We start from the raw sequence: 17,834 nt of genomic DNA on the forward strand, positions 1-17,834 counted from the left end.
TGCTTTCGAACGTGCAGTCGCGCCGAGGCCGACCCTATCCGTACCGCCAGACGGCGTGCCACCCCCTGATGAGACGATATTCCGCACCATAGTGGGGTCGCATGAGGACGGAACCGATCGATCGGGCCCCACGTGAGCGGCACGCGCCCGACGGCAAGGTCATCGGGATCGGGATGGCGGCCGTGGCGGCGGTGGTGGCCTGGGCGGCGCTGGGCGAGGACTCGTTCGACCGTGCGTCGTCGACGGCGCTGCACTGGGTCCTGTCGAACTTCGCGTGGCTGTTCGTGGTCGCCGCGGACGTCTTCCTGGTGCTGTGCGTGGTGATCGCGCTGAGCCGGTTCGGCCGGATCAGGCTGGGGGCGGACGACTCGGAGCCCGAGTTCACGAACCTGGCGTGGATCGCGATGATGTTCAGCGCCGGCATGGGCATCGGCCTGATGTTCTACGGGGTCGGGGAGCCGCTCCAGCACTTCCTGAGCCCACCGCCGGCGACCGGTGTGGAGGCGGGGACGGGCGCGGCGGCGCGTACCGCCCTGGAGTACTCGTTCTTCCACTGGACGCTGACGCCGTGGGCGATCTACGGCATCGCCGGGCTGGCGCTGGCGTACGCGGCGTTCCGCAAGGGCCGGGGGAACCAGCTGAGCTCGGCCTTCGTGCCGCTGATGGGCGCGCGCCGGGCGGCCGGGTGGCCGGGCAAGGCGATCGATCTGCTGGCCGTGTTCGCGACCGTGTTCGGCACGGCGACGAGCCTGGGGCTGGGCGCGCTCCAGGTGTCCGAGGGGCTGAACCTGACGATGGGCGTGGAGGACTCCACGGCGACCCAGCTGATCATCATCACGTCGCTGTCGGCGGCCTTCGTGCTGTCGGCCTTCTCGGGGCTCAACAAGGGCGTGAAGTGGCTGTCGACGCTGAACATCGTCCTCGCGGCGTGCCTGATGCTGTTCGTCTTCCTGCTGGGTCCGACCGTCTACATCCTGGACACCATCCCGGCGTCCGTCGGCGGCTATCTGCACCAGCTGCTGCCGATGGCGAGCCGAACGGGCGCGTTCACCGACCGTGACTGGCTGGGGACGTGGACGATCTTCTACTGGGCGTGGTGGCTGTCGTGGGCTCCGTTCGTGGGCACCTTCATCGCCCGGATCTCCCGGGGCCGGACGATCCGGGAGTTCCTGATGGGCGTGCTGCTGGTGCCCTCGGGGGCGACGGTGGTGTGGTTCTGCGTGATGGGCGGCACGGCGATCCGGCTGGAGTCGACGGGCGCCGCCGATCTCGCGACGGCGGTGAAGGACGGGGCGGAGGCGTCGCTGTTCGCGATGCTGGAGGCGCTGCCGATCGGGTCGGTGACGTCGGTCGTGGCGATGGTGCTGGTGATGACGTACTTCGTGACGAGCGCGGACTCGGCCTCGCTGGTGATGGGGTCGCTGACGAGCCGCGGCTCGCTGCATCCGCCGACCTGGCTCGTGGTGACCTGGGGCGTCCTGATGGCGGCCGTGGCGGCGGTGCTGCTGGTGGTGGGCGGGCTGGGTTCGCTCCAGACGGCGACGATCCTGGTGGCCCTGCCGTTCGTGGTGGTCATGCTGGTGCTGTGCTTCGCGCTCCTGAAGGAGCTGCGGGAGGACCCGGGTGCGGGTCCGGCCCGGCACCACGCCCTGCACGGGCTCCGGGACGCGGTCCGGACGCTGGTCGGGGAGGCGCTGACCGAGCAGGGCGGCGGCGGAGGCCGCCGGCCCCGGCCCGGGACGGACGCGGAGCCTCCCGAGGGCGGTGCCTGACGTGGTCCTCGCCGACGCGGAGCTCGCGGACCGGATCCTGGGCGGCTGGACGGGCCGGATCGCGGGGAACATGCTGGGCAAGCCGGTGGAACGCGGTGACCACTGGACCCGGGAGCACATCGACGCCTATCTGCGACTGACGGACGCGCTGCCGCTGACGGACTACCTGCCGGCCCCGCCGCCGGACGCGGCCGGTTTCGAGCTGCGCCCGGAGTGGCCGCGGTGCGTGCGGGGCGGGATCGACGGCAGCTGCCGGGACGACGACGTCGACTGGTCGGTGCTCGGGCTGCACGTCCTGGAGACCCACGGCTTCGGCTTCACGACCGAGCAGCTCGGTGAGGAGTGGCTGCTGCGGCTGCCGTACCTCCAGACCTTCACGGCCGAGCGGGCCGCCTACCGCAACCTCGTGAACGGGCTGCGCCCGCCGCTGACGGCCACGTACGACAATCCCCACCAGGAGTGGATCGGCGCGCTGATCCGGGCCGACGTCTACGGCTGGACCAGCCCGGGCGATCCGCGCCGGGCTGCCTCGCTGGCCCGGCGCGACGCCGTCCTGTCGCACACCGGGAACGGCGTGTACGGGGCGATGTGGGCGGCGGCGCTGATCGCGGCGGCGTTCACCGCGCCGGACGTCCGGTCCGCGCTGGAGGAGGGCCTCGCGCGGGTGCCGGCGGGCAGCCGGCTGGCCCGGACGGTGCGGGCGACGATCGCGCTGTACGAGGCGGGGCTCGACTGGTCCGACGCGCTCACCGAGCTCGCGGAGCGCACGGCGGGCCTCGGCTGGATCCACACGGTCCCGAACGCGGCGGTGCTGACCGCCGGACTCCTCTACGGGGAGGGGGACTTCACCCGCACGATCACGCTGACCGTGCGGGGCGGCCTCGACACGGACTCGATCGGCGCGACGGCGGGTTCGGTGGCCGGGGTGATGTGCGGGGCGGCCGCGATTCCGCCGCGGTGGTCGGTCCCGCTGCGGGACCGGGTGAGCAGTGCGGTGTTCGGCTTCGACGGCGTCCGGATCGGCGAACTGGCCGAAAGGACCGTGCGGTTGGCGCGGTCGGTCTCGTGACGGAGGGCGCGGCCGTTCGGTGCCGGTCCGCCCCGTCCGGCGCGGGCGTCAGCCCTGCTGGGGTTCCGGCGGGACGATCTCGCCGGTGCGGTGGGGCTCGTCCCGGCTGACGGCCCTGGCCTCGGTGCGGTGGCCGCGGGCGATGTAGTCGCGCACGACGGCCTCGACGGCGTCCTGCGGGTTGCCGATCCCCGCCAGCACCATGACTTCCACGACGAGTTCGGCGTCGAGCGCGATGTTCACCTTGGCCATGGCGGGAACCTAACACCTCGGTCAGAACAGTGCGTCCGGTTCCGCCGTGCCCGACTCGAACGCGAGGAGGCGCTGCTTGCGGTCGAGGCCGCCGCCGTAGCCGGTGAGCCCGCCACCGGCGCCGATCACCCGGTGGCAGGGGACGATGATGCTGACGGGGTTCTTCCCGTTCGCGAGGCCCACGGCGCGGGAGGCGCCGGGGCTGCCCAGCTCCTCGGCGAGTTCGCCGTAGGTCCGCGTCTCCCCGTACGGGATGCGGAGCAGCCGCTCCCAGACCCGCAGCTGGAACGGCGTCCCGATCAGCTTCAACGGCAGTTCGAACGTGGTGAGTTCGCCGGCGAAGTAGGCGTCGAGCTGGCGGACGGCCTCGCCGAAGGGGCGCGGGTCGGGGTCGCCGAACGTCTCTTCGGACGGGCGGTGGCGCTGTCCGGTCATGTGGACGCGGCTGAGGACGCCGTCGTACGCGACGAGCGTCAGCGGCTCGTACGGGCTGTCCACGACGGTGTGGAGGACGGTGGGGGCCATGACGGTTCAGTGTCCTTCGCTGGGCAGGTGGTTGACGGGGTGGTCGTCGGTCGCCCAGAGGTACTGGACGGCGTAGGCGCGCCACGGGCGCCAGTGGGCGGCGCGGGCGGTGAGCGCGCCGGGGCTGCCGGGCAGGCCGAGGCCCTCGGCGGCGCGGCGGACGCCGAGGTCGCCGGGGAGGAAGGCGTCGGGGTCGCCGAGGGCCCGCATGGCGATGATCTCGGTGGTCCAGGGCCCGAAGCCGGGCAGGGCGAGCAGCCGGGCGCGGGTCTCCTCGCGGTCCTCGGCGGGGCCGAGGGCGAGCGAGCCGTCGGCGAGGGCGCGGGCCAGGGTGAGGAGGGTGGTGCGGCGGCTGCGCGGCAGGGCGAGGGTCTCGGGGTCGACGGCGGCGAGCGCCTCGGCGTCCGGGAAGAGGTGGGTGAGGCCGCCCTCGGGGTCGTCGACCGGGACCCCGTGCGCGGTGACGAGCCGGGCGGCGTGGGTGCGGGCGGCGGCCGTGGAGACCTGCTGGCCGAGGACGGCCCGCACGGCGAACTCGGCGGGGTCGACGCTGCCGGGCACCCGGCGGCCGGGCGCCGCGTCGACGAGCGGGGCGAGCAGCGGGTCGGTGCGCAGCCGCTCGTCGACGGCGACGGGGTCGGCGTCGAGGTCGAGCAGCCGTCGGCAGCGGCTGATCGCGTGGGCGAGGTCGCGGGGGTCGGTGAGGGAGAGCCGGCAGGCGATGTGGTCGGCGCGCGGGGAGAGCGCGACGATGCCGTGCCCGTACGGCAGGCTCAGGGTCCGGCGGTAGGCGCCGTCGCGCCACTCCTCGACGCCGGGGACCGCGGTCGCGGCGAGGTGGCCGAAGAGGTTGGAGGGCTCCAGGGGTGCGCGGAAGGGCAGCCGGAGGCTGATCATGCCCGGGGTGGCGGGGGGCCCGGCCGGTGAGCGGCGGGCGGCCCGGGCGCGGAGGTCGCCGGGGGTGAGGGCGAAGACCTCGCGCACGGTGTCGTTGAAGGTGCGGATCGAGGAGAAGCCCGCGGCGAAGGCGACCTGGCCCAGGGGCATCGGGGTCGTCTCGATGAGCACGCGGGCGGTCTGGGCGCGCTGGGCGCGGGCGAGGGCCAGCGGTCCGGCGCCCAGTTCCGCGAGCAGCTGGCGTTCGATCTGGCGGGTCGACCAGCCGAGGCGCCGGGCGAGTCCGGGCACGCCCTCCCGGTCGACGACGCCGTCCTGGATGAGGCGCATGGCGCGGGCGACGGCGTCGGCCCGGACGTTCCATTCGGGCGAGCCGGGGCTCGTGTCGGGCCGGCAGCGCTTGCAGGCCCGGAAGCCGGCCCGCTGACAGGAGGCCGCGCTGGGGTGGAACTCCATGTTCCGGGGCTTGGGCGGGACGCCGGGGCAGCTGGGCCGGCAGTAGATCCGGGTGGTGCGGACGGCGGTGAAGAACACGCCGTCGAAGCGGGCGTCCTTCGACTGGACGGCCCGCACGCAGCGCTCGGTGTCGGTGTGCATGCCTCCAGGATCGGGGACGGACGGCCGTCGGGCTGGCGAGAAAACGACATGGCCGTCCGCCCTCGCGCGGACCGGGGCGCCGGGGCCGGCGCCGCCGGGTCAGTTGCCGCCGACGGGGCCGACGTACGTGCCCGGGTGGGTGGCTCCGTCCTGGAGCAGAACCGAGGAGAAGTCCCAGGTCAGCGTGGTCGAGCGGGTCTCGCCGGGCGGGGTGACGACGAGCCGCTTCGGGGTGAGCTCGACGCCGGAGCCCTCTTCGTACGACTGGTAGGTGACGGTGAAGGTCGTCGTGGTCCCGGGCTTCAGCGTGACCGGGCGGGGCGTCTGGGAGGTCTGGCGGGGCAGCGACCAGGTGGTGTCGCCGACGAGGTCGACGCCAGGGAAGCCCTTGAGGGTACAGGGGGCGTCGCTCTTGTTGGTGAGCTCGACGACGACCGCGCCCTGCTCCCCGACGGCCTGGGCCCCGCTGCCGGGCGCGATCGCGAAGCCGAGTCCGGCCGTGCGGCAGGGCCCGGCCGCCGCCGGGGCGCCGGACCCGGTCGCGGTGCCGCCGGAGGCCGTGCCGTCCGAGCCGCCCGTCCCGCCGGTGCCGGACGAGCCGCCGGTCGCCGTACCGCCGGTCGACGACGAGCCGTCCGACGACGGGCCGCCGGCGGCGTCCGAGGCGGAGGGCGCCGGGGCCGAGGTCGTGGCGGGGGTCGAGCCGCCGCTCGCCGAGCCCGAGGTCGTGCCGCCCGAGCAGCCCGTGAGGACGAGGCCGCAGACGAGCGCGGCGGCGGACAGGGCGGACGTGCGAAGGCGACGCCTGGACATGGTGGAACTCCCCCGTTGTGGTGCCGTGTCGGAACGGCACAGGATCACATGCCGGGACGCGGCCCGGCCGGTCGGCGCGCCGTCCTACTCGAACCGCGTGGTGTCTCCCGCCCCGCGGCGCACGATCTCGGGCTCGCCACTGGAGAAGTCGACGACGGTGGTCGGTTCGGTTCCGCATTCGCCGGAATCGAGGACGGCGTCGACCTGGTGGTCCAGCCGTTCCTTGATCTCCCAGCCCTGGGTCAGCGGCTCGGCCTCGTCGGGCAGGAGCAGGGTGCTGGACAGGAGCGGCTCGCCGAGTTCGGCGAGGAGGGCCTGGGTGACGACGTGGTCGGGGATGCGCACGCCGACGGTCTTCTTCTTGGGGTGGAGGAGCTGGCGCGGCACCTCCTTCGTGGCGGGCAGGATGAAGGTGTACGCGCCGGGGGTGGCGGCCTTGACCGCGCGGAAGACGTCGTTGTCGATGTGCACGAGCTGGCCCAGCTGGGCGAAGTTCTGGCACATGAGCGTGAAGTGGTGCCGGTCGTCGAGGTCGCGGATCGCGCGGATGCGGCCGATGCCGTCACGGCTGCCGAGTCGGCTGCCGAGCGCGTAGCAGGAGTCGGTGGGGTACGCGACGAGCGCACCGTTGCGGATGCTGTCGGCCACCGCGGCGATCGTGCGGGGCTGGGGGTTGTCGGGGTGGACGTCGAAGTACTTGGCCATGGGGGCAGTCTATTTTCGCAGCCGCCGCCACACGGCCTTCGCCGCGTTGTGCCCGGACATGCCGTGGACGCCGGGGCCGGGCGGGGTGGCGGAGGAGCAGAGGAAGACCGCCGGGTGCGGGGTGGAGTAGGGGCGCAGCGAGAGGGTGGGGCGCAGCAGGAGCTGGAGGCCGCGGGCGGCGCCGCAGGCGATGTCGCCGCCGACGTAGTTGGCGTTGCGGGCGGCGAGTTCGGGCGGTCCCGCGGTGGCGCGGGCCAGGACGCGGTCCCGGAAGCCGGGGGCGAAGCGCTCGATCTGACGCTCGATCGCCTCGGTGAGGTCGCCGGTCCAGCCGTGGGGGACGTGGCCGTAGGCCCAGAAGACGTGCTTGCCCTCGGGGGCGCGGGAGGGGTCGACGAGGCTGGGCTGGGCGGTGATGAGGAAGGGGGCGTCGGGGGCGGTGCCGGAGGACGCCTGGCGCAGCGCGGTGTCGATCTCGCCCGCGGTGGGGCCGATCTGGACGGTGCCGGCGCGGCGGGCCTCGTCGGCGGTCCACGGGACGGGGCCGTCGAGGGCGTAGTCGATCTTGAAGACGCTCGCGCCGTAGCGGTAGTGGTCGTAGTGCCCGCCGAAGCCGGCGATCCGGGCGAGGGCGGTGGGCGAGGTGTCGAAGACGTACGCCCGGGCCGGCGGCAGGTCGTCGAGCCGCTTCACCTCGAAGTCGGTGTGGACGGCGCCGCCGAGGTCCTTGAGGTAGGCGGTGAGGGCGTCGGAGATCGACTGCGAGCCGCCCCGGGGCATGGGCCAGCCGCCGGCGTGCGCGGCGAGCGCGAAGACCAGGCCGACGGCGCCGGTCGCGAAACCGCCGAGCGGGGCGATGACATGGCCGACGAGTCCCGCGAAGAGGGCGCGGGCCTTCTCGTCGCGGAAGCGGCGCATGAGCCAGGTGGACGGCGGCAGGCCGGCCAGGCCGAAGCGGGCGAGGGTCACCGGGTCGCGGGGCAGCGCGGTGAGCGGCAGCTGCATGAAGTCCCTCGCCAGGGTGTCCCACTTGCCGACGAACGGCGCGACGAGGCGGCGGTACGCGCCGGCGTCGCGCGGCCCGAAGGAGGCGGCGGTCTCGGCGACGGAGCGGGCGAGGACGGCCGCGGTGCCGTCGTCCCACGGGTGTGCCATGGGCACTTCGGGGTGGAGCCACTCCAGGCCGTACCGGTCGAGCGGCATCGTCCGGAAGACCGGCGAGCCGGCGCCGAGGGGGTGGACGGCGGAGCAGGGGTCGTGCAGGAAGCCGGGGAGGGTCAGCTCCTCGGTCCTGGCTCCGCCGCCGACGGTCGGCTCGGCCTCGAACACGGCCACGGAGAAACCGCGCCGGGCCAACTCGACGGCGGCGGTCAGTCCGTTGGGTCCCGCCCCCACGACGACGGCATCGAGCATCGACGTCTCGTTCGTCACCTTCGGACTCCTTCGTCAGCCGATGGCCAAGGCTCCCAGGATAGGCCGGTGGTCCGGCCGGGCTCACCGCCCCCCGAGGAGTCCCCGGATCCGCTCGGCGGTGGCCGCGTCCCGGGCCGCCGTGAACGGCAGCGCGTTGCCCCCGGTGATCCGGAACGGCTCCCCCGCGATGGTGGTGTCCGCGCCGCCCGCCTCGGCGACCAGGAGCAGGCCGGCGGCGTGGTCCCAGGCGTACTCCCAGGTGAACGCGGTGGCGTCGAGGGCCCCGCGGGCCACGGCGAGGTACTCGAGTCCGGCGGAGCCGCACGGGCGGCGCCGGACCCCCTCGGTGTCGAGGCCGAGCAGCGCCTTCTTCTGGTCGGGGGTGGTGTAGTCGGGGTGCGAGGTGGCGACCTGGACGACCGCGCCGGGGGCGGGCGAGCCGGAGCGCAGCGGCCGTCCGTCGAGGGTGGCGCCGCGGCCGCGCACGGCGACGGCCATCTCGTCGAGGGCGGGGGCGAAGGTCCAGGAGGCCAGGACCTCGCCGTGGTGGGCGAGGGCGACGAGCGTGCAGAAGGCGGGGTCGCCGTGGACGAACTGGCGGGTGCCGTCGACGGGGTCGACGATCCACACCGGGGCGTCGCCGCGCAGCGCGTCGTAGACGGCGGGGTCGGCGTGGACGGCCTCCTCGCCGACGACGACGGAGCCGGGCAGGAGGGCGGTCAGGGAGGCGGTCAGGTGGGCCTCGGCGGCCCGGTCGGCGACGGTGACCAGGTCGTGCGGTCCGTTCTTCTCGACGATGTCCTCGGCGGCGAGCTGCCGGAAGCGTGGCGTGATCTCGGCGGCGGCCGCCTTGCGCACCGCCTCCTCCACCTCGTCCGTACCGCCGTCGAGGACGTGCTCAAGGAAGTCTCCGATCATGTCCCCCAGCTAAGCACGCGGCGCTGACGACCGGTACGTCGCTCCCGTCACCCGCCGTTCGCCCGGGGGTCGCCGGCCGGCCGGGTTCGGCGCTCGGGAGTGAGGAACTCCAGGCGGTTCCCGTGGCAGTCGGCGGTGTGGAAGCGCCGGTACCCGGGGAAGTTCCCGTCCCACGTGACCTTCACGCCGTGCGCGGTCAGCCGCTCCGCCAGGCCGTCGAGGTCGGCGGCCAGGATTCCCGGGTGGCCCTTGCGGGCGGGCCGGAAGTCCTCCTCCACGCCGAGGTGGATCTCCAGTGCGTCGAGGCGCACCCACAGCCCGCCGCGGGCCGCCAGCACCGGGGGTTTGCGGATCTCCGTCATACCGAGCACGTCGACGTAGAACCGGCGGCACGCCTCCTCCTCCCCCGGCGGCAGGGAGAGCTGGACGTGGTGGAGTCCGAGTCCGAAGGCCGACGTCGCCTCCGTCGTGTCGTAGGGCAGTGCGTCCTGACGCCGTTCCACGAGGGCGGCCTCCTTCGTCCGGGGCGCCGGGCCGTCGCCCGGACCCGGCCACCGTACGGGTCGGCGGGTCCGTGACCCCGCGCACCCCCGGTCGTTGACGACCCGGCGGGCCGGGGCGGGGCGGAGAGAGGAAACGTCTCCGCATCCCGCGGGTCCGGGACGACGCGGTCGAGGGTTCGGAGGGTTCATGGGATGGGCGAGGAAGCTCACGGCGACGGTGGCGGGCGCGGTGGCGGCCGTCTGGCCCCTGGGGCCCGTGCCCGCGCACGGGATCGTGGGCGGCCAGGAGGCGCGGCCGCACCAGTACCCGTACATGGCGGGGCTGGTGGACCGGGAGGAGCGGCGGGTGATGTGCGGCGGGGCGCTGGTCACCGAGCGGTACGTGCTGACCGCGGCGCACTGCCTGACGGGCTCCTACGGCAGCACCGCGCGCGTGGGGGTCCTCCTCGGCGACCACGACCTGTCGTCGTCCTCGGACAGCCCCGGCGCCGTGCTCGCCGCCCCGGCCCGCTTCTCCGTCCACCCGGACTACGACCCCGGGACCCAGGTGAACGACATCGCGCTGATCCGGCTCGCGGAGCCGGTCGCGTACCGCGAGGGCGTGAGCCCCGTCGGCCTGCCCGTCTCCTTCTCCCCCAGCGCCTTCGACCACACGCGGGTGGAGGCGGCGGGCTGGGGCGCCACTTCCTTCGACGGCCCCCGGTCCGACGTCCTGCGGACCGTGGACCTCGCCACGATGAGCACCGCGACGTGCGCGGAGCGCGGGTGGAGCCGGGTGACCTCCGCCCAGATCTGCACCTACGCGCCCGGGCGGGACACCTGCCTGTTCGACTCCGGCGGCCCCCTCGTCCACCGGGAGGGGGGACGGCCCTACCTGGTGGGCCTCGTGTCCTACGGGCGGGGGTGCGCCACCGACACCCCCGCCGTGAACACCCGCGTCGGGGCGTACCTCAGCTGGATCGAGCGGACGATCGGGAGGCTCCCCCGCGCCTCATGAGGGCGGTGTAGAGCAGCAGGGAGGCCGCGAGGCCGACGGCCCAGCCGTAGTCGGCCAGGGGCTTGAGGAAGGGGATCAGGCCGTCCTCGGGGAACGGGCCCGCGCCGGGGGCCGAGTGGGAGCCGCCCACGGCGAGGACTCCGCCGACCGCGAAGGCGAGGACGGCCGCCGGGTTCCACCCGCCCCGGTACCAGTAGGGGCCGTCGGCGCAGTAGAGACCGGCGAGGTCGAGGACGGTGCGGCGGACGAGCCAGTAGTCGGCGATGAGGATGCCGGCGACCGTCCCGAGCAGACCGCCGACCAGGCCGAGCCAGGTGAAGATGTACAGCTCGGGGGTGGCGGTCAGCTTCCACGGCATGATCACGACGCCGACCACCCCGGTGATCAGGGCGCCCTTGCGGAAGTCCACCAGCTTCGGGGCGAGGTTCGCGAGGTCGTACGCCGGCGAGACGACGTTGGCGGCGATGTTCACCGACAGGGTCGCGACGAGGACCGTGACGAGGGCGAAGAGCAGCCCGAAGACGCTGTCGGTCTTGGCGGCGAGCGCCACCGGGTCCCACACCGGCGCCCCGTAGACGGCCTGCGAACCGGAGGTCACGAGCACCGACAGCAGGGCGAACAGGGTCATGGTGGTGGGCAGCCCCAGGGTCTGCCCGCGGACCTGGGCGCGCTGGCCGGCGCCGAAGCGGGTGAAGTCGGGGATGTTGAGGCTGAGCGTGGCCCAGAAGGCGATCATGCCCATGAGGGCGGGGAAGAAGACCGGCCAGAAATCGGCGCCCCAGCCCAGTCGCGACGGCTGGTCGAGGAGCGGGCCGAGGCCGCCGGCCTTCGCGGTGATCCAGACGAGCAGGGCGAGCGCGCCCACGATGACGAACGGCGCGGCCCAGTTCTCGAAGCGGCGCAGGGCGTCCATGCCGCGGTGGATGACGGCGAGTTCGAGGGCCCAGAAGAGGACGAAGCAGAGCCACAGGGTCCACGGCTGGCCGCCGACGCGGGAGGCGTCGGCCCACGCGCCGCCGAAGACCTTGTCCAGCAGGACGAAGACGCCCTGGCCGCCGATCCAGGTCTGGATGCCGAACCAGGCGCAGGCGACCCCGGCGCGGATCAGGGCGGGCAGGTTGGCGCCGCGCAGGCCGAAGGAGGCGCGGGCCAGCACCGGGAACGGGATGCCGTACTTGGGTCCCGCGTGTCCGGTGAGCAGCATCGGGAGGAGGACGACGACGTTGGCGAGGGCGATGGTGAGGACGGCCTGCTTCCAGTCCATGCCGAGGGCGACGAGGCCGGAGGCCAGCATCCAGGAGGGGATGTTGTGCGCCATGCCGACCCAGAGGGCGGCGAAGTTGTACGTGGTCCAGCGGCGTTCGGCCAGCGGGACGGGGAGCAGGTCGTCGTTGACGAAGCGGGAGTCGGCCGGGGCGGCGCCGGGCGCGAGCTCGACCCGGTCGTCGTGCCCCTGGGGCGTGCTGTGGGCCGCGGGGCTTCCGGCGCTCCCGGGTCTTCCTGCGGGGGTGGTCGCGGTCATGGACGGAACCCTTCGTTCGGGGACGGGAACGAGGCCGTGCGGGCGTGGGGTTCTTGACCGTGCGGAGTCTCGTCCTGCGGGACAGGTGCGTCAAGGGAGGTGACGCCTCGCGGGCGGATCACCGGCTTCCCGGCGGATCTCCGCCCCTCCCCGCGAATGACCGGCTCTCCTCCCGGCCTCTCCGTCACATGGCGTCCGCTGTCGCGCACGTGACGGCTCATCAGGACTTTGGCCCCCTCTTGCCCCGTGGGCTGTCCGGCGGAGCCCGTCCCTCACCTGGCGCCGCCTCCGGCGTCACGCCGCGGGTTCTCCCGCAGGCCGCATGCCCCGGGCGCGGGCTGTCCGTGACGCCTCGTCGGATCCCAGGAGGGCGAGGACCTCGCGGGCCCGGCCCGGCCGGCCGGAGGAGGCGAGGACGCCGCCGGCGAAGAGCGAGCTGATCGCGGCGTCGCCAGGGAGCGGTCCGACCACGACGACACCCGGCAGGTCCATCAGCTCGCTGTGCTGCTGGAAGGCCAGACCGGCGCGGCCGGACGACAGCAGGCTGCCGGCGGGCACCCCGGGCGGCGCCTGCACGAGCCGGTCCCGGAGGGCGTCGGCGAGCTCCAGCCGGTCGATCAGCTCGGTGAGCGCGGTGCCGCTGGGGCCCGTCGAGTAGGCGATCGCGTCGGCGGCGAGCAGCGCGGCCCGCAGGTCGGACTCCGAGCCGAGCGGGGGGACCGGTGCCGCCGCCGGGACGGCGGCGACGACCTGGGAGACCCACAGCGGCCGCGTGCTGCCCGCGAGGACGTGGCCGTCGCGCTCCAGACCGGCCAGCGCGCCCTCCGCGAGGACGACCAGGTCGGCCTCGGCGCCCTCGCGCACGCGCCGCGCGATCTCGACCCCGCCGCCGGCGTCGAAGCGCACGGGGATCCCGTGCGCGAGCCGGATGTGCGCGGACAGCTCGGCCAGCACGGGCCGGGTGGCCATCGAGGACAGCCCGGAGATCTCTTCTTCCACATCGCCTCCTTGGTGTGCGGCAGATGGTACGGCCGGCGACCGGGCGGCCCGTCGGGGGTCTGCGAGACTGGCGAGGTGAGCACAGTCCGGAGCACGGCGGCGGGAAAGGTCCTGGAGGTCCTCTCGGCCTTCGACCGCGACCACCCCTCGCAGACCCTGTCGGAGATCGCGCAGCGTACGGGTCTGGCCGTGAGCACCACGCACCGGGTCCTCATGGAGCTGGCGGCGTGGGGAGCGCTGGAGCGGGCCGAGGACGGGTCGTGGCACGTGGGGCTGCGGCTGTGGGAGATCGCCTCGGGATGTCCCCGGACGCAGATCCTGCGCGACGTGGCGCTGCCGTTCCTGCAGGACCTGTACGAGGCGACCCACGAGAACGTCCAGCTCGCGGTGCGCGAGGGCACCGAGCTGGTGTTCGTGGAGCGGATCTCGGGGCACCGGTCGGTGGAGCTCCTGACGGGGGTGGGGACCCGTTTTCCCGTCGGGTCCACGGGGATGGGCCGGGTGCTGCTGGCGCACGCGCCGCGGGACATCCAGGAGGAGGTCCTCGACTCGCCGCAGCGGGCGTGGACCCCGCACACCGTCACGGACCCGAGGACGCTGCGGACGCAGCTGGACCGCATCCGGCGCGAGCAGGTCTTCGTCAGTGACCGGCAGCTGTCGGAGAGCACGGTGGCGGTGGCCGCGCCGGTGCGGATCGGCCGGGCCGGACCGGTGAGCGCGGCGCTGGGGATCGTGCTGACGGCGCAGGACGCGAGCCGGGCCCGCGGGCTGCGCGAGCCCCTGCTGCGGGCGGCGTACGGGATCTCCGACGAACTCGGCAGGCGCACCCGCACGTCGGGGTGAGGGCAGGGAGCGTTTCCGCCTGACGGAAACGCCGCAGACCGGCCGCCGGGCAGGCTGTCACCGTTCGAGCAGTTCGCAACGGAGACAGCTGCTTGGGAGATGCCATGGCCGACGCCCCCGTCGACTCCGTCACCACGGTTCCGGTCGCGGTCGTGGGTGCCGGGCCGGCCGGACTGATGCTGGCGCACCTGCTCGGCCGCGCCGGAGTCGGCACGACCGTCGTCGACACCCGCACCCGCCACGCGATCGCGACGACCCAGCGGGCCGGGATCCTGGAGGCCGACGCCGCCCGGGACCTGGTCGAGACCGGGGTCTCGGACCGGATCCTGCGCGAGGGGTACGAGCACGAGGGCGTCGAGCTGCGGGTGGCCGGGCGGTCGCACCGGGTCGACTTCAGGGAGCTCGTCGGCGCGTCCGTGTGGCTCTATCCGCAGACCGACGTCTTCGCCGACCTCGCCGACGCCCGCGAACGCGACGGCGGCGCCGTCCACTTCGGGGTCCGCGACACCGAGGTCCTCGACGTCACGACCACGGCCCCGCGGGTCCGCTACACCGCGCCCGACGGAGCCCGCCACGAGATCCGGGCGCGGTACGTCGTCGGTGCCGACGGGTCCCGCAGCATGTGCCGCGACCTGGTGCCGGAGGACCGGCGGACGCGGTACGGCAGGGAGTACCCCTTCGCGTGGTTCGGCATCCTCGCCGAGGCGCCGACGAGCGCCCCCGAGCTGGTCTACGCCCACTCCGAGCACGGCTTCGCGCTCATCAGCCAGCGCACCGAGGCCGTGCAGCGCATGTACTTCCAGTGCTCCCCCGACGAGTCCGTCGGGGACTGGCCCGACGACCGCGTCTGGGACACCCTCCAGGCGCGGGTGGCCGGCGAGGACGGCTTCCGGCTGAAGGAGGGGCCGATCACCGAGAAGACGGTGCTGCGGTTCCGCTCCTTCGTGCAGGAGCCGATGCGCTGGGGCTCGCTGGTCCTGGTCGGCGACGCCGCGCACACGGTGCCGCCGACCGGGGCCCGCGGGCTGAACCTGGCGCTGCACGACGTGAAGGTCCTCGCCGACGTGCTGCCCCGGGCCCTCGGCAGGACGGGCGACCCCGCGCTGGACGCCTACGAGCCGCGGGCCCTCCGGCGGATCTGGCGGGCGCAGAACTTCTCGTCCTGGATGACCCGGCTGCTCCACACCGAGCCCGGCGGCTCGGCCTTCGACCTGCGGCGGCAGCTCGGCGAGCTGGACAACGTGGTGGGCACGCGCGCCGGACGCGCCTACCTGGCCGAGCAGTACACCGGCTGGCCCACCCGCGGCCACCGCCCCTGACCCGGACGATTGCGAGACCTCCCATGATCATCGACTGTCACGGTCACTTCACCACGGCCCCGCCACAGCTGGCCGCCTGGCGCGACCGGCAGATCGCGGCGGCCGCCGGCCGCGGCCCCGTCCCCGACCCCGCCGAGCTGGTCATCGGCGACGACGACCTGCGCGCGGCGATCGAGTCCAACCAGCTGCGGCTGATGGACGAGCGGGGCAGCGACCTCACGATCTTCTCGCCGCGCGCCAGCTTCATGGCCCACCACATCGGCGACTTCGCCGTCTCCTCGGTGTGGGCGCGGATCTGCAACGACCTGGTCCACCGGGTCGCCGGCCTCTACCCCGACCGGTTCGCGGTCGGCGCGATGCTGCCGCAGTCCCCCGGCGTCGACCCGGCGACCTGCGTGCCCGAGCTGAGCCGGGCCGTGGAGGAGCTGGGCGCGGTCACGGTGAACCTCAACCCCGACCCGTCGGGCGGCCGGTGGACCGCGCCGCCGCTGACCGACCGCAGCTGGTACCCCCTCTACGAGGCGATGGTCGCGTACGACGTCCCCGCGATGATCCACGTCAGCACCTCGTGCAACCCGGCGTTCCACACCACCGGCGCGCACTACCTGAACGCCGACACCACGGCGTTCATGCAGCTCGTCCAGGGCGACCTGTTCGCCGACTTCCCGACGCTGCGGTTCGTGATCCCGCACGGCGGCGGAGCCGTTCCGTACCACTGGGGCCGCTTCCGCGGCCTGGCGGCGGCGCTGGGCCGGCCGGACCCGGAGACCCTGCTGGACAACGTCCTCTTCGACACCTGCGTCTACCACCAGCCCGGCGTCGACCTGCTGACCCGGGTGATCCCCAGCCGGTCCGTACTGTTCGCCAGCGAGATGATCGGCGCGGTCCGGGACGTCGACCCGCGGACCGGCCACCACTTCGACGACACCCGGCGGTACGTGGACGCCACCCCGCACCTGTCGGCGCAGGAGCGTGCCGCCGTCTACTCCGGCAACGCCCTGCGCGTCTACCCCCGCCTCGCCGCCCGCCTCGCCGCGGTCGGCCGCTGACCCCAGGAGGACCACGATGGAACACACCGAGATCGGCGTCGTCCACACCAAGATCGACCGTGCCGACGCGGAGGCCGTCGCCGCACTGTCGGCGTTCGGCGTCGCGACGGTCCACGAGGCCATGGGCCGCGTCGGGCTGATGCGCCCCTACCTGCGCCCGGTGTACCCGAAGGCCCGGATGTGCGGCACGGCGGTGACCGTGCTCCTCCAGCCCGGCGACAACTGGATGCTCCATGTCGCCGCCGAGCAGATCCAGGAGGGGGACGTCGTCGTCGCGGCCTGCACGACCGAGAGCGAGGACGGGTTCTTCGGCGAGCTGCTCGCCACCTCGTTCCGCGCCCGGGGCTGCCGGGGCCTGGTCATCGACGGCGGGGTCCGCGACGTCGCCGACCTGGAGGCGATGGACTTCCCCGTCTTCTCCCGCGCGGTCAACGCCAGGGGCACGGTCAAGGCCACCCTCGGCTCCGTCAACACCCCCGTGGTCTGCGCCAACGCCCTGGTGCGCCCCGGTGACGTGGTCGTCGCCGACGCCGACGGCGTCGTCGTGGTGCCGCGCGAGCGGGCCGCCGAGGTGGCCGCCGCCTCGGCCGCCCGCGAAGCGGCCGAGGAGGGCAAGCGCGCCCGCTTCCGGGCGGGCGCGCTCGGCCTGGACCTGTACGGCATGCGCGGCCCGCTGGCCGGGCTCGGACTGCGGTACGAGGACTGACGATGACGACGGACTTCGAGAAGACCCCGGGCTGGCTCGACTGGTACGCCGGTCCGAGCCGGCCGGAGCTCCGGCTCCCGGCCGGCGCCGTCGACGCGCACTGTCATGTCTTCGGCCCCGGCGCCGTGTTCCCGTACGCGCCGGAGCGCAAGTACACCCCGTGCGACGCGTCCGGGGAGCAGCTGTTCGCGCTCCGCGACCACCTCGGCTTCGCGCGGAACGTCGTGGTGCAGGCCACCTGCCACGGCGCCGACAACACCGCCATGGTCGACGCGCTGCGCGCCTCGGACGGACGGGCCCGGGGCGTCGCGACGCTGCGGCCGGACGTCACGGACGCACAGGTGCGCGAGCTGCACGAGGCGGGCGTCCGCGGGGTGCGGTTCACCTTCGTCAGACGGCTGGTGGACGCGGCGCCGCGGCAGGACCTGTGGGACGTCGTCGAGCGGATCGCGCCCTACGGCTGGCACGTCGTCGTCTACTTCGAGGCTGCGGACCTCCCCGGTCTGCGGGAGTTCCTGCTGTCGATCCCCGTCCCGCTGGTCGTCGACCACATGGGCCGTCCGGACACCGCGAAGGACCCGTGGGGCCCCGACTTCGAGGCGTTCCTGGACTTCCTGCGGGCCCGGCCCGACATCTGGTGCAAGGTGACGTGCCCGGAGCGGCTGTCGGCCGACGGTCCGCCGGCCCTCGACGGGGAGCGGGCCGCCTACCGCGACGTCGTCCCCTTCGCCCGGCGCGTGGTCGAGGAGTTCCCCGACCGGGTGCTGTGGGGCACCGACTGGCCGCACCCCAACCTCACCGACCACATGCCCGACGACGGGCTGCTCGTCGACTTCGTGCCGCACATCGCGCCGACGCCCGAGCTCCGGCAGCGGCTGCTCGTCGACAACCCGATGCGCCTGTACTGGCCCGACGCATCGCCCGAACCCTCCTGA

The 17,834-nt window shown here is 74.1% G+C and carries 18 protein-coding genes; 8 read left to right on the forward strand and 10 right to left on the reverse strand.

All coding sequences use genetic code 11. The annotated features are described in order from the left end of the window. The first annotated feature begins 101 nt into the window (after nucleotides 1-101). Both AB0424_RS20080 and AB0424_RS20085 read left to right on the forward strand, forming a co-directional pair. Nucleotides 102-1,772, forward strand: coding sequence for a BCCT family transporter (locus tag AB0424_RS20080; protein ID WP_366307192.1), 1,671 nt, complete (start codon nucleotides 102-104; stop codon nucleotides 1,770-1,772). After that, on the forward strand, nucleotides 1,765-2,841 hold the full coding sequence (locus tag AB0424_RS20085) for an ADP-ribosylglycohydrolase family protein (RefSeq protein WP_366307194.1): 1,077 nt from the start codon (nucleotides 1,765-1,767) through the stop codon (nucleotides 2,839-2,841). The genes AB0424_RS20080 and AB0424_RS20085 overlap by 8 nt, the downstream gene beginning before the upstream one ends. A 48-nt stretch (nucleotides 2,842-2,889) precedes the next feature. Here the strand turns inward: AB0424_RS20085 and AB0424_RS20090 are convergent, their stop codons facing one another. The 8 genes from AB0424_RS20090 to AB0424_RS20125 all read right to left on the reverse strand — a co-directional run bounded on the left by AB0424_RS20090 (nucleotide 2,890) and on the right by AB0424_RS20125 (nucleotide 9,443). Next, nucleotides 2,890-3,093 carry a type II toxin-antitoxin system VapB family antitoxin gene (locus tag AB0424_RS20090; RefSeq protein WP_366307196.1) on the reverse strand — a complete coding sequence of 68 codons (204 nt, stop codon included), beginning with the start codon at nucleotides 3,091-3,093 and terminating at the stop codon, nucleotides 2,890-2,892. Nucleotides 3,094-3,114: 21 nt separating this feature from the next. Continuing rightward, complete coding sequence (locus tag AB0424_RS20095; protein ID WP_366307198.1) at nucleotides 3,115-3,618, reverse strand: methylated-DNA--[protein]-cysteine S-methyltransferase; 504 nt, start codon at nucleotides 3,616-3,618, stop codon at nucleotides 3,115-3,117. Nucleotides 3,619-3,624: 6 nt separating this feature from the next. Continuing rightward, complete coding sequence (locus AB0424_RS20100) at nucleotides 3,625-5,112, reverse strand: AlkA N-terminal domain-containing protein (RefSeq protein WP_366307200.1); 1,488 nt, start codon at nucleotides 5,110-5,112, stop codon at nucleotides 3,625-3,627. 99 nt (nucleotides 5,113-5,211) lie between these two features. After that, nucleotides 5,212-5,925 carry a DUF4232 domain-containing protein gene (locus AB0424_RS20105; RefSeq protein ID WP_366307202.1) on the reverse strand — a complete coding sequence of 238 codons (714 nt, stop codon included), beginning with the start codon at nucleotides 5,923-5,925 and terminating at the stop codon, nucleotides 5,212-5,214. Between the two features lie 84 nt (nucleotides 5,926-6,009). Further along, a complete protein-coding gene (locus AB0424_RS20110; RefSeq protein WP_366307204.1) occupies nucleotides 6,010-6,630 on the reverse strand; it encodes an L-threonylcarbamoyladenylate synthase in 621 nt (206 codons plus the stop codon). 9 nt (nucleotides 6,631-6,639) lie between these two features. Then, on the reverse strand, nucleotides 6,640-8,043 hold the full coding sequence (locus AB0424_RS20115; protein WP_366307289.1) for an NAD(P)/FAD-dependent oxidoreductase: 1,404 nt from the start codon (nucleotides 8,041-8,043) through the stop codon (nucleotides 6,640-6,642). Nucleotides 8,044-8,124: 81 nt separating this feature from the next. Next, nucleotides 8,125-8,961, reverse strand: coding sequence for an inositol monophosphatase family protein (locus AB0424_RS20120; protein WP_366307206.1), 837 nt, complete (start codon nucleotides 8,959-8,961; stop codon nucleotides 8,125-8,127). A gap of 47 nt (nucleotides 8,962-9,008) precedes the next feature. Next, nucleotides 9,009-9,443 (reverse strand): VOC family protein, encoded by a 435-nt coding sequence (locus AB0424_RS20125; protein ID WP_366307291.1) that lies wholly within the window; start codon nucleotides 9,441-9,443, stop codon nucleotides 9,009-9,011. A gap of 208 nt (nucleotides 9,444-9,651) precedes the next feature. Here AB0424_RS20125 and AB0424_RS20130 point away from each other — a divergent pair, with 208 nt between their 5' ends. Continuing rightward, the gene (locus AB0424_RS20130) at nucleotides 9,652-10,461 is read left to right on the forward strand and encodes a serine protease (RefSeq protein WP_366307208.1); all 810 of its coding nucleotides are present in this window, start codon (nucleotides 9,652-9,654) and stop codon (nucleotides 10,459-10,461) included. Here the strand turns inward: AB0424_RS20130 and AB0424_RS20135 are convergent. Both AB0424_RS20135 and AB0424_RS20140 read right to left on the reverse strand, forming a co-directional pair. Further along, a complete protein-coding gene (locus tag AB0424_RS20135; RefSeq protein ID WP_366307210.1) occupies nucleotides 10,415-11,983 on the reverse strand; it encodes an NCS1 family nucleobase:cation symporter-1 in 1,569 nt (522 codons plus the stop codon). The two genes, AB0424_RS20130 and AB0424_RS20135, sit on opposite strands and share 47 nt — an antisense overlap. A gap of 294 nt (nucleotides 11,984-12,277) precedes the next feature. Continuing rightward, entirely contained in the window at nucleotides 12,278-12,982 is a 705-nt protein-coding gene (locus tag AB0424_RS20140; protein ID WP_366307212.1) for a substrate-binding domain-containing protein, read from the reverse strand. Between the two features lie 75 nt (nucleotides 12,983-13,057). On the opposite strand from AB0424_RS20140, the gene AB0424_RS20145 reads away from it, so the two are divergent. The 5 genes from AB0424_RS20145 to AB0424_RS20165 all read left to right on the forward strand — a co-directional run bounded on the left by AB0424_RS20145 (nucleotide 13,058) and on the right by AB0424_RS20165 (nucleotide 17,834). Then, nucleotides 13,058-13,825, forward strand: a complete 768-nt coding sequence (locus AB0424_RS20145; protein WP_366307214.1) for an IclR family transcriptional regulator — start codon at nucleotides 13,058-13,060, stop codon at nucleotides 13,823-13,825. Between the two features lie 104 nt (nucleotides 13,826-13,929). Continuing rightward, on the forward strand, nucleotides 13,930-15,144 hold the full coding sequence (locus AB0424_RS20150) for a 4-hydroxybenzoate 3-monooxygenase (protein ID WP_366307215.1): 1,215 nt from the start codon (nucleotides 13,930-13,932) through the stop codon (nucleotides 15,142-15,144). 23 nt (nucleotides 15,145-15,167) lie between these two features. Continuing rightward, nucleotides 15,168-16,193, forward strand: coding sequence for an amidohydrolase family protein (locus AB0424_RS20155; RefSeq protein WP_366307216.1), 1,026 nt, complete (start codon nucleotides 15,168-15,170; stop codon nucleotides 16,191-16,193). A gap of 16 nt (nucleotides 16,194-16,209) precedes the next feature. Next, nucleotides 16,210-16,899 carry a 4-carboxy-4-hydroxy-2-oxoadipate aldolase/oxaloacetate decarboxylase gene (gene ligK / locus AB0424_RS20160; protein ID WP_366307218.1) on the forward strand — a complete coding sequence of 230 codons (690 nt, stop codon included), beginning with the start codon at nucleotides 16,210-16,212 and terminating at the stop codon, nucleotides 16,897-16,899. A 2-nt stretch (nucleotides 16,900-16,901) separates the two neighbouring features. Then, nucleotides 16,902-17,834, forward strand: a complete 933-nt coding sequence (locus AB0424_RS20165) for an amidohydrolase family protein (RefSeq protein WP_366307220.1) — start codon at nucleotides 16,902-16,904, stop codon at nucleotides 17,832-17,834.

This window comes from Streptomyces sp. NPDC051180, from assembly GCF_040689545.1.
Taxonomy (GTDB): Bacteria; Actinomycetota; Actinomycetes; order Streptomycetales; family Streptomycetaceae; genus Streptomyces.